Raw genomic sequence first — 11,581 nt, 5'->3', positions numbered from 1 at the left:
GCAAAGTTAAAAGTAAAGTTGGAACCTCAATCAAATTCTTACCTTTGCGTGTTTAAAATGAAATTCAAACTAGAGGCAAGTGATAAATTTTCAAAGGCAAGAGCTGGAGAAATCAGTACCGATCATGGTACCATAAAAACACCCATTTTCATGCCTGTTGGCACTGCAGGGTCGGTTAAAGCCGTCCATCAGCGGGAACTTAAAGATGATATTAAAGCGCAGATTATTCTGGGAAATACGTATCATTTATATTTAAGGCCTGGGTTAAATACACTGGAAAAGGCGGGTGGACTTCATAAATTTAATGGATGGGATGGGCCAATTCTGACCGATAGCGGCGGATATCAGGTGTATTCCCTATCAGATGTACGGAAAATCAAAGAAGAAGGCGTAACATTCCGCTCGCATATTGATGGCTCCAAACATTTGTTCACTCCAGAAGTTGCCATGGATATCCAACGCGTTATCGGTGGGGACATTATTATGGCTTTTGATGAGTGTACACCCTACCCCTGCGACTACAATTATGCAAAGAAATCTATCGACATGACCCATCGCTGGCTGAAGCGTTGTTGCGATCGGTTTGATACTACTGAACCCAAATATGGGTATTCGCAAACCCTTTTTCCCATTGTACAAGGCTCGGTATATAAAGATCTGCGGATTAAATCTGCGGAAGCCATTGCATCATTCGAAAGAGAAGGAAATGCCATTGGAGGTCTCTCCGTTGGTGAACCTGCAGAAGAAATGTATGCCATGACAGAACTTGTATGTGGCATTCTTCCTGTTGAAAAACCCCGTTACCTGATGGGAGTAGGCACGCCTGTCAATCTTTTGGAGAATATTGCACTTGGTATTGACATGTTCGATTGCGTCATGCCGACTAGAAATGCACGGAATGGCATGCTATTTACCAAAAACGGAATCATGAATATGAGGAATGAGAAGTGGAAAAACGACTTTTCTCCTATTGAATCGGACAGCGAACTATTTGCCGACCTGGTTTATAATAAAGCCTATTTACGTCATTTAATCACGTCAAAAGAAATACTTGGCGCACAAATTGCAACTCTTCATAATCTGCATTTCTATTTATGGCTGGTAAATGAAGCCCGTGAAAAGATTATTTCAGGTGAATTTTATGACTGGAAGAAGAAAATGGTTATCCAATTAGCTCAACGTTTATAAGAAAATGAATAGATACATCAAGATTATAGATTGGTATATCATCAAGAAGTATCTGGGTACTTTTGTATTTACCTGTGCTATTTTTACGGTGATCATTGTAATTTTTGACGTCTCCGAAAAGCTGGATGATTTCCTCAAACATTCAGCTCCTTTATCTAAAATCATATTCAATTATTATGCCGGGTTCATTCCCTTTTACCTCAATTTCCTCTGGCCGTTAATCAACTTCCTCGCCGTAATTTTCTTTACCGCAAAGATGGCTGATCAAACCGAAATAGTGCCTATCTTAAGTGGTGGAATGAGTTTCAATCGCTTCCTGTGGCCCTACTTTGTTTCTTCAATGATCCTTTTCGTCATTAGTTTCATAGCGAATATTTACGTTATCCCGCAAACGAATAAGCTGATGATCGGCTTTGAAAATGTGTATGTAAAGCCTGCTAACAATGATTCCAAGGCGGAAACACACATGCAAATTGATAAAAATACCCTCGTTTTTATTAAAAACTTTGATAATGTCCAGAAAGTAGGATATACCTTCATCATGGAGAAGTTCGACGGCGATAAACTAGTAGAAAGACTGATGGCTGACCGGATAACCTGGGATTCAGTTCAAACTAAATGGAGGATTGAAAATTATTCCATCCGAACCATCAACGGACTTAAAGAAACCATGACATCCGGCATTAAAAAGGACACGACACTGGATATGAGACCTGTAGATTTTGCTGTATACGACAATATTTATTCGGCTATGTCTACATCAGAACTCACCGAACGGATTAAAAAAGAAAAGACCAGGGGAACAGGAGTGATGCAGCTCTTACAGCTCGAGAAGTACAAACGCTTCGTAAACCCTTTATCAGCCTTTGTTTTAACCCTCATGGGAGTCTCTCTGTCCTCTCGAAAAGTGCGTGGTGGTATTGGATTACATTTAGGGGTCGGAATCTTTTTAAGCTTTGCTTACATTCTATTTATTCAATTTTCTACTATGTTTTCCCTAAAGGGAGGATTACCTCCTCTCCTTGCCGTATTTATTCCTAACATCGTGTTTGGTGCTCTCGGTGTTTATCTTTTGATTAAAGCGCCCAAATAAAAACATGCCATTTTTTTCCCATAATCGCAATCTTCTTATCCTCCACGGAACAGTACTCGTTTGGGGTTTCACAGGTATCCTTGGAGCGCTCATTAACCTTTCTGCAGTACACCTGGTTTGGTATCGTGTTCTCATCGCTTTTGTTACTTTATTCCTCTATTTTAAGGCCACAAAAACGTCCATTAAACTACCGGGAATAACCTTGTTAAAACTGTTTTTTACGGGTGCTTTGGTAGGCGGTCACTGGATCCTATTTTTCCAGGCCATCAAGAGTTCAACCATTTCCGTGGCCTTGGTTTGCCTTTCTGCATTAACCCTTTTTACTGCTATTTTAGAACCCTTTATCAGTCGCAAAAAGATCTCTAAACTGGAGATATTTACCGGCCTTCTAATCATCTCCGGAATCATTTTAATCTTCAAATTTGAGACTAAATATACGCTTGGAATATCACTCGGATTATGTAGCGCATTCTTTGCAAGTTTGTTCTCAATTATCAACTCCCGACAGGTACAAAAACACCCTGCAAGCCTCATCAGTTTCTATGAAATAGGAGGGGCCATCGTTTGGATTTCGCTCTATCTTTTAATCAGCGAAGGCTTCAACTCTTCCATGAAACTGCATAATTCCGACCTCATTTACCTGTTGATTCTGGGGATCATTTGCACCTCTGTAGCCTATGTTGCTGGGGTCTCGGTGATGCGTGAATTGTCGGCTTTCCGTGTTGCACTGATCACTAATCTGGAGCCTGTTTACGGCATCATGTTAGCCTTCCTCTTCTACGGGAAAAAGGAACACATGACCCTTGGCTTTTATGCTGGAGCAGTCATCATTATGAGTGCGATTTTCATCTTTCCTTACCTTAAAAACAAGATTGAAAAGCATCGGATTACTAAATTATTACCGCAGGTTTAAGCTTTAACTGGTATAAACTCTGCTGTTTTTAATGTCCATTTTGTAGTATTATCTTTACTTTTTCGTGAAAGCCTTACTGATTTAATCAAGCGAATCGGTAAGGCTTTTACTTTTTCATGCATAATGTTATTCAGTTACCCTTCCAATTTTTACTCTTGTAATGACGAATTACCGTCTTCGAGAGAGTAAGTTTGGGTTGCTTTATGGACCTATTTTTATTACTGGAAACCCATATTTTTTGCTACTAAACGTACGGATTCTTATTTCTATATAGAAGAATTGCTGCTGCGGGAGGAGCGAATCGTCCTTAAAAACCGGACGTATCCTTAGTGTTAACCTCCCAGTATTCTCATTATTAAACCCAGGATTGTTTGTTCCTAAACAGAAGAACAGACCATACTCAAAGGCTAAACCTATTTACTCAAATTGCTGATCAGAATCGAAACAAGTCAACTTGACATGCTTAAAGATTTTATATTTATGCCTTAGCAACAGGGACAATCCTCTCTATCAGTCTTTTCTATCTCTCTTCCTAAGCGTCAAATACATCAACATTCACCGGAACTATAAGCCCAGTTAAACTACCCCTGCCCCTCAGAAAACCTAATCCTTACCCTTTTTTAAACCTTATAATTAAATCAAATTATGGCTAGTTTAAATCCCCGATCTTAATTGTTAAATTTCAAATTCACCAAACAAATTAACATCCCTAACCATTATCAGGAAAAGACCTTGTACCCAAACGAGCCTAATTTTAAAAAGATTTGCCACCTTAATTAAAATATTACAGCGCTTCGGAAAGTATACCATCAAAATATTGATATTAATGCGTAAATTCAGATCAGCTAATGCAAATACGTATACCATTCAATATATATAAATTTTTAATAATGAATAATTTAATGATTCTATCTAAACAAACAAAGCACATAACTCACTCATTATCTTCACTTTTTAACTAAAATATTTAGCAAGTGACATTATTGATCTTTTTTAATAAATATATAAAACTACTGTCCAGCCTCTTATTCATATTTGGTTTAACTAATTTAACAGGTAAGTTAAATGCACAAGTATTTAACTCGGAGCAAAATCCCCCTTCCATAAAATGGCGACAAATTAATGCCGAATATCTTCAGGTGATTTACCCTATGGAGCTGGAGTCAGAGGCCCAACGCATCCTCTCCGTTCTTGAAGCCATTATGGTTAGGGAGCGAATCTCTATCAAAGCCAGGCAAAAGAAGATCTCCATTATATTACAAAACCAAGGCACTACTGCTAATGGATTTGTACAGCTTGCTCCCCGTCGTTCGGAGTTTTACACCACCCCTTCTCAAAGCTTCGACTTCCAAAGCTGGCTCAATAGTCTGGCTGTACATGAGATGCGCCACGTAATCCAATTTGACAAACTGACAGATAAACTCAATGCTCCGTTTTTTGAAGAACTCGCCCTTGCTATATTTGGAATTACCCTCCCCCCCTGGTTCTACGAAGGAGACGCAGTAGGTATGGAAACAGCGCTAACAGATGCAGGCCGGGGAAGGATTCCAGAGTGGAGTAATATCCTCCGGGCAAACACATTAAGTCACCGAAACTTCTCCTACTCCAAAAACTACCTCGGATCATTAAAAGACTTCACTCCCGGTTACTACCAGCTCGGTTACTTCATGACCAGCAAACTCCGAAAAGACTACGGGGCCAACATCATGGATTCGATCTACTCAACCATGACCCGAAACCCGCTAAGACCCTACAATCTGAGTCGTGCTATTCATAAACTAACCGGTATGAATACCCGGCAACTGCACGATGCCACCATCAAAGAACTTCAGGATTTATGGCAGGTACAGGCCGATCAATCGAACACGATATCCTACCCCAGCATCAACAAAAGAAAAACGAATACACCCGAGAACTACTACCTCCCGCAACCAGTAAAGGGCGGCAACATTCTTGCTCTGAAACAAAGCAAAGCCAGCACCCCCGCACTAGTCCTCATCACGCCAGAAGGCAAAGAAAAAAGAATACTAAATATCGGCTCCCAAGAGCTCCCCTGGTTCAGCTATGGTGGCGGCAAAATTACATGGGATGAGTACCGCTCTGATGCCCGCTTTCACCAACGTTCTTTCAACGTCATCAATGTCTACAATCTGACCACAAAAAGAGCAAGACAGATCACGTATAAAACCCGGTTATTTGCCCCTTCATTATCATCGGATGGCAAGCGGATCATTGCCGTTTCCGTCTCCTATTCCAACCAAATTTCCCTTGTAGAAATCGACCCTGAAAATGGACGTGAACTGAAGCGATACGAGAGTCCCGATAACAACATGCTGCAGATGCCATCCTTCAATCCTGACGGCTCAAAAGTAGTGGTAGTAGGCGTAAATGATCGAGGCAAAACGATCTATGAACTGGATCTAAAAACGGGCAGTTTTACCTCCCTCCTACCCTTCCAGTCGCAGGAGATCCTTCGTCCCGTTTATGGCAATCAGGACATTTTCTTCAAAGCACACTACAACGGAACCGATAACATCTACCGCTTAAATTTAACAGACAAGCAAACTTACCAGGTTACATCGGATAAAATCGGCGCATATAACCCCTTCTACGACACGATCTCAGGACGTTTAACCTTCAACACCTATACCGTATCTGGATACGACATAGCGGCTCTAAATACGAAATCCCTTTCAAATAAAAACACAAACACCCTTAAAAGTCATTTTGTCGATTACGGTGCAGCGGCCCAGGAACAAGAAGGCCACAATAATGTACTGCAAAACATCAACTACAAAACCTATCCAAGCCGCAAATACAGCGAGTGGAACAACCTGTTTTACTTCCACAGTATCATCCCCATTGTAGAGGACAATGCTTATTTCGACGACTCCAATCTGGGCATCGAACTCCAGTCAGACAATAAACTAAACACCCTTAGTTTCTACACCGGCTACCAGTTCAATAACGCTTTGCGGAAAAGCGAATACCTGGCCGGTTTCAGTTATAAAAGATTCTTCCCTATTTTTAATATTAACTACACCAACAGACCCCGATTAATTTACCGGCAGAGTACCGTGAATAAGATCACAACTTTCAGTCCGGTTACCTGGCGCGAAAATGAAATTAAAGCCGAGATGACCATCCCCTTCAACTTCAATCGCTTTAACCATTCTTACAGTCTGGGCCTCAAAACAGGAACCAGTTTCACCAACCGCTACAACATTGACAACGGAATGCCATCGCTCATCACGCGATTAAATTTCCCCATGCATTATCAGTTTTATGCCTCTCATAACACGCGGCGAAGCTCAAGAGACCTGGCACCAAAATGGGGACAGAATTTCAGCTTCCTCTACCGGCATTTTCCTTTTGAGGATCAGGTAAAAGGAAAACTATTTTCAGCAAAGAGCACTTTCTATTTTCCAGGCCTTGCACAAAATCATTCTTTTGCGGCAAGCTTCAATTACCAGGATGGCGACGGCAGTTACCAAAATACGGTGGACATCCCCAGGGTATCGGGGTATAGCTTTCTAACGCCAATAGGCAACACCAACAATACGCTACTTCTGGATTACCGCCTGCCGCTCTTTTATCCCGATTTTGCCATTGGCCCCCTCGCTTACATCAAACGAATTCAAGGAGGGCTGTTTAGCGATTTCGAAAACATTGGCAAAGGGAAAAGCTTTTCTCCACGATCCTATGGAGTAGAGCTCCGTGCGGATGTAAATATGCTTCGCTTTTTTCTTCCTATTTTTACATTTGGAGGAAAAGTTGTATTTTTAAATGAGAAACCACATCGTAATCCAGTATTTGAAACCATTGCAACCTATAGCTTTTAACGTATGAGAGTCAAAACCATTTTCATCATCCTGATCACTGCTTTGGTGACGATCATTTTAATGAACAATACCGAAGAAATCGATATGTGGATTTTTGGCGCCAAACGAATTTCCAAGCTTTACCTGTTTGCTGGCATCTTCCTTGCTGGCTTCAGTGTAGGTGCCCTTGCCATGCGTCCCCGCAAAAAGGTTATCGAACCTGATGAAGAAAAAGAATACCCTGTGGACGATGAAAACCAACCCTTAACGAACGTATACCACGGCAAACTAAGTGACGAAGACCGCGATTATATCAGCTAACCTCATTCCTCGCTTGTTATTCACAAAGCAAAGGCCTACATTTGTATGCTTTTGGTTCCCAATTCTTGATTGGGATTAAAAGGGAATCTGGTGAAAATCCAGAACTGTCCCGCAGCTGTAAGCTCTATAACTAAGGTACACATCTAGTGTCACTGTTCGCTCAGGCGGATGGGAAGACCGTACCATTAGGGAGTAAGTCAGAAAACCTGCCATCGCATTATAGATTCATAGCTTTCGGGGACTGAAGCTGGAATGTAAATACCAATGGTGTATTTCCATTTTATCGTATTCTCTTTGCCGTTTGCTGTGGATTAAACCATAGGTATGAAAACAAAATCGGGGGTGCGGAATTATTTTAAAAAGCTGACTTATTCAGTTTCAGTACTGTTGATGTTCCTGTCAGCAGAGGCATTCGCACAAGCAGACACTTCCCGTACCTTAAAAGAAGTCAACGTATCAACTCCTTCTATTCCACAAGTACAAACCGTCAATCCATCGCAACAAGTTAATTCAGCCGAATTTAAACGTTACAATGCCTTTAACGTGGCCGACGCCATTAAAAACTTTTCAGGCGTCAGCATCAAAGACTACGGCGGGATCGGGGGATTAAAAACAGTATCGGTACGAAGTCTGGGCGCCAACCATACCGGTGTGCTCTATGATGGCGTTCAACTCACAGATGCTCAAAACGGGCAGATTGATCTCGGAACCATAAATCTCGATAATGTAGAATCTATAACCCTCTTTAACGGAACTTCGGAAGTTATTTGTCAACCCGCCCGGTCATTTGCATCCTCAAGTGTATTGATGATCAAAACCGTTTGGCCTCGCTTTGAACCGCACAAGCCAACCCATCTCTCAGTAACTTATAAAACAGGATCGTTTGGATTGACCAACCCTTCCTTCGTTTGGCAGCAGCAGATTAGTAAACAATGGTCATTCAGCATGGCTAACAACTGGCAGAAGGCCAATGGTCGCTACAAATACAAGGTGAATGGAGATGGATCGGATACGCTGGCCATTCGTAACAACGCCAATTTAGAATCATTGCAAAGTAATGCTTCCCTTTTCTGGAGTCGCAACGACAGCAACCGCTTTCATTTCCGAATCAATTACTATCGTGCAGACCGCGGACTTCCGGGAGCAGTCGTTTATTACAACCCCACATCCAATCAGCATCTTTGGAACCGTGATTTATTTTTACAAAGCGGATACGAAAAAAAATGGGGCAATGGATTCCACCTGCTTCTAAATGCTAAGTACGCTAAAAACTATATTCGCTATCTGGATCCCGATTTCCTCAATGAAGCCGGAGAGCTCAACCAAAAATACACGCAGACTGAATTGTATCAGTCGGCAGCCCTATCCTACAAACCATTTGTTAATTGGGAGATCTCCTATTCGAGTGACATGACATGGAACCGTTTAAAAACCAATCTCTATCAATTTGATTACCCGGAACGATTTACCTATCTAAACGTACTGGCATCGAGGTTTAACTGGAATAAATTTGTTATCCAGGGAAACTTATTAAACACCCATATCACTGAACACGTACAAACCGGAACGGCAGCTCCTACTAAAACCGTTTGGTCTCCTGCCCTGTCCGCCACCTACAAACCAAGCGAACACTCCAATTTTCTCGTAAGGGCATTTTATAAAGACATTTTCCGCAACCCCACTTTCAATGATCTGTATTACACCCGTCTGGGCAACCGAACGTTAAAACCTGAATATGCCAAACAGGTAAACCTCGGCGTCACCTACAGCAAGGCCTACACACACCTGTTGAATTATTTAACCTTTACTGCCGATGCCTACTACAACCGGATAGATGATAAAATCATTGCCATTCCGAATAAGGATCTTTTTACCTGGACGATGTTGAACCTGGGGAAAGTGGAGATCAAAGGTTTGGATCTTGGGATAAAAACTGAATTGCCGTTTAGCTCTTCCATCCAGGGATCGATATCTGGAAATTATACCTACCAGAACGCGATCGATGTGACCGATCCAGCTTCCTCTGTGTACCTAAATCAAATTCCTTATACTCCGGAACATAGCGTTGCCTTAAATGCCGGGATCCATAACAATCGCTTTAGTCTATACTACAACCAGATTGTGTCCTCCTCCCGCTATTATCTCCGGGAGAATCTACCCGAGAACTATGTTCCCGGATTTACGGTAAGTGATGCATCTGCCAGTTACCAGTTTTTTGCAGGAGGAAACTCAATCAACTTTTCCACCGAACTCAATAACATTTTCAATAATTCGTACGCCTTCATCCGGAGTTTCCCAATGCCAGGGCGGTCTGTCCGGTTTTCTCTTCAAATAAAAATTTAACTGGCTAATCTTTAAAAATTTAAAATAAATCAATATGAAACAACTAAAACACAAATTCTTACTATTTTCTTTACTGTGCTTAACTATTCTTGGATCTTGTAAAAAGGATAGTGTAGATGACGGATCAAAACCTGATCCAACGGCAGAACGTAAGGGAATTTTTATCTTAAATCAGGGCAAGATGGGTGATAACAATTCAACACTCTCCTATTTTGATTTCAATAGTGCTACGTTTACTCTAAACCAGTTTAATAAAGTGAATGCCCGGGAACTTGGAGACACGGGCAATGACGCACAAGTGTACGGATCAAAAATGTATATAATCGTAAATATATCCAGTACAATTGAGGTGATTAATGCCCTAACTGCAGTATCAATTAAACAAATTAAGGTCAAAAACGGAACAGCCGAAAGACTACCTCGAAGTATTGTGTTCTATAAAAACAAAGCTTTCATCTCAAGTTACGATGGTACGGTAGCAGTAATGGACACTACATCATTAGAAATTGAAAAATACATTACAGTAGGTCGTAACCCTGAGGAGATGGCTATTGCAAACGACAAGTTATACGTAGCTAATTCGGGAGGACTCTCTTATGAGACTGGTAATTATGACAAAACCGTTTCTGTTATTGATTTAAATACACTTACTGAGATTAAAAAGATTACGGTGGTCGATAACCCCCGTTATGTCACTAAGGATCAATATGGTGACGTTTATGTTTTATCATCGGGTAATTATAACGGAATCAACTCCAGCATGGCCATAATTGACAGCAAAACTGATTTAGTAAAATCACAAAAGGAATTTCTCAGTGGACCCATGACCATCAGTGGCGATTATGCTTACATACCTAGTTGGGAGGGCACAGTCAAGTTATTTAATGTTAAAACGGAACTTCTTGAAAGAGAAAACTTTGTGAGCGATGGTACAAAGATAAAATCTCCATACGCAGTCGCTGTAGATGACATCTCCGGCGAAGTGTATGTAACCGATGCAAAAACATATGACATAAATGGAAAAGTGTTCCGTTTTAATAAAACAGGAAAAGTAATAGACAGTATCAATGCAGGTATAAGTCCATGGAAAGTGCTATTTATCAATAAATAAAAAAAGTATTGGCTTCAAGTTAAACACCTCTTGTTTAACAATTAAGAATCCCAAATAATAATCCCTGTAGTAATCACTATTTATTATAGATTCTTCTCTTCAATGCATTGCAAAATGACAAGTATCAGTAAAAAAAAGAATTTAAGTTTTCATTCCTGAATTCTAATCGAAAATTCAATATAAAAAAACCCGGTTAAGATGATTCTTACCGGGTTTTTTATATTGAAACTAATTAATTATCGTATTTAAATTAATTAAAGTTCATATTTATACTTGCCATTTAATTTAGTCCCTTTGATGCGACCAGCTTTAAATAAAGAAGCTAATTTAACAGTAACTGCTTTACCTAATTTATCTGTATCTTTTTCGGGTTCTAATTCTTGAATCTTACTAATCACATCCGTATTAAAAGCCGCACCTATATCTGATAATATATAAGCTAGTTTTTTATCCATTTTATCATTTGCATTAAATTCTTGGGGAACAGCTAGTGGCTTGCTTGGCTTCAATGCAAGAACTTTTTTCCCGCGAACAGATTTAACTTTTTCTACCAATGCATCTAATGTAGGCTTTGCATTAGCTTTAGGTGCTGATCCTGTAAATGCTTGTAAAGCAGCTTGAGCTTTATTTAATTCAGTTTGTAGAGCGCTGACTTTTTCCTTAAGAAAAGCAATAATGTCCTGCTCTGTAACTTTTGCCATATTGGTTTTTTTTAATAAGTGTGAATTGTAAATATGTGAATAAATTCTCTAAACGAAAAAACATTTAAAATAGTTTAACCTGATATACAG

The 11,581-nt window shown here is 40.3% G+C and carries 9 protein-coding genes and 1 riboswitch; of the genes, 7 read left to right on the top strand and 2 right to left on the bottom strand.

Annotated elements, in window-relative coordinates; all coding sequences use genetic code 11:
- Positions 1-57 precede the first annotated feature (57 nt).
- Genes tgt through BFL47_RS10935 form a run of 3 tightly spaced genes read left to right on the top strand, consistent with a single transcriptional unit; the run spans position 58 to position 3,194 of the window.
- Positions 58-1,188 (top strand): tRNA guanosine(34) transglycosylase Tgt, encoded by a 1,131-nt coding sequence (gene tgt / locus BFL47_RS10945; RefSeq protein ID WP_069659833.1) that lies wholly within the window; start codon positions 58-60, stop codon positions 1,186-1,188.
- A gap of 4 nt (positions 1,189-1,192) precedes the next feature.
- Positions 1,193-2,281 (top strand): LptF/LptG family permease, encoded by a 1,089-nt coding sequence (locus BFL47_RS10940; protein ID WP_170827307.1) that lies wholly within the window; start codon positions 1,193-1,195, stop codon positions 2,279-2,281.
- 4 nt (positions 2,282-2,285) lie between these two features.
- On the top strand, positions 2,286-3,194 hold the full coding sequence (locus tag BFL47_RS10935; protein ID WP_069659832.1) for a DMT family transporter: 909 nt from the start codon (positions 2,286-2,288) through the stop codon (positions 3,192-3,194).
- Here the strand turns inward: BFL47_RS10935 and BFL47_RS20365 are convergent.
- On the bottom strand, positions 3,191-3,316 hold the full coding sequence (locus tag BFL47_RS20365) for a hypothetical protein (protein ID WP_262482887.1): 126 nt from the start codon (positions 3,314-3,316) through the stop codon (positions 3,191-3,193). The two genes, BFL47_RS10935 and BFL47_RS20365, sit on opposite strands and share 4 nt — an antisense overlap.
- 852 nt (positions 3,317-4,168) lie before the next feature.
- On the opposite strand from BFL47_RS20365, the gene BFL47_RS10925 reads away from it, so the two are divergent.
- From BFL47_RS10925 to BFL47_RS10910, 4 genes are all read left to right on the top strand, one after another.
- Complete coding sequence (locus BFL47_RS10925; protein WP_083257125.1) at positions 4,169-7,036, top strand: TolB family protein; 2,868 nt, start codon at positions 4,169-4,171, stop codon at positions 7,034-7,036.
- Positions 7,037-7,039: 3 nt separating this feature from the next.
- Complete coding sequence (locus BFL47_RS10920; RefSeq protein WP_069659830.1) at positions 7,040-7,336, top strand: hypothetical protein; 297 nt, start codon at positions 7,040-7,042, stop codon at positions 7,334-7,336.
- A 35-nt stretch (positions 7,337-7,371) separates the two neighbouring features.
- A riboswitch (cobalamin riboswitch) is annotated at positions 7,372-7,564 on the top strand.
- A gap of 96 nt (positions 7,565-7,660) precedes the next feature.
- A complete protein-coding gene (locus BFL47_RS10915; RefSeq protein ID WP_069659829.1) occupies positions 7,661-9,679 on the top strand; it encodes a TonB-dependent receptor plug domain-containing protein in 2,019 nt (672 codons plus the stop codon).
- 34 nt (positions 9,680-9,713) lie between these two features.
- Positions 9,714-10,790: a YncE family protein gene (locus BFL47_RS10910; protein WP_069659828.1), complete on the top strand. Its 1,077-nt coding sequence runs from the start codon at positions 9,714-9,716 to the stop codon at positions 10,788-10,790.
- A gap of 254 nt (positions 10,791-11,044) precedes the next feature.
- On the opposite strand, the gene BFL47_RS10905 is transcribed toward BFL47_RS10910, so the two are convergent.
- Complete coding sequence (locus BFL47_RS10905) at positions 11,045-11,491, bottom strand: hypothetical protein (protein ID WP_069659827.1); 447 nt, start codon at positions 11,489-11,491, stop codon at positions 11,045-11,047.
- Positions 11,492-11,581: the final 90 nt, after the last annotated feature.

Origin of the sequence: Arcticibacter eurypsychrophilus, assembly GCF_001730525.1 — a bacterium.
In the GTDB taxonomy this organism is placed as follows: domain Bacteria; phylum Bacteroidota; class Bacteroidia; order Sphingobacteriales; family Sphingobacteriaceae; genus Arcticibacter; species Arcticibacter eurypsychrophilus.
The sequence above is the reverse complement of the archived record's forward strand: the minus strand, read 5'-3'. Positions and strand labels throughout refer to the sequence as shown.

Excerpts from the sequence above, each read along its gene's own strand:
- tgt (WP_069659833.1), top strand. The coding sequence starts at position 58 with ATGAAATTCAAACTAGAGGCAAGTGATAAATTTTCAAAGGCAAGAGCT.
- BFL47_RS10940 (WP_170827307.1), top strand. The coding sequence starts at position 1,193 with ATGAATAGATACATCAAGATTATAGATTGGTATATCATCAAGAAGTAT.
- BFL47_RS10935 (WP_069659832.1), top strand. The coding sequence starts at position 2,286 with ATGCCATTTTTTTCCCATAATCGCAATCTTCTTATCCTCCACGGAACA.
- BFL47_RS20365 (WP_262482887.1), bottom strand. The coding sequence starts at position 3,316 with ATGCATGAAAAAGTAAAAGCCTTACCGATTCGCTTGATTAAATCAGTA.
- BFL47_RS10920 (WP_069659830.1), top strand. The coding sequence starts at position 7,040 with ATGAGAGTCAAAACCATTTTCATCATCCTGATCACTGCTTTGGTGACG.
- BFL47_RS10915 (WP_069659829.1), top strand. The coding sequence starts at position 7,661 with ATGAAAACAAAATCGGGGGTGCGGAATTATTTTAAAAAGCTGACTTAT.
- BFL47_RS10910 (WP_069659828.1), top strand. The coding sequence starts at position 9,714 with ATGAAACAACTAAAACACAAATTCTTACTATTTTCTTTACTGTGCTTA.
- BFL47_RS10905 (WP_069659827.1), bottom strand. The coding sequence starts at position 11,491 with ATGGCAAAAGTTACAGAGCAGGACATTATTGCTTTTCTTAAGGAAAAA.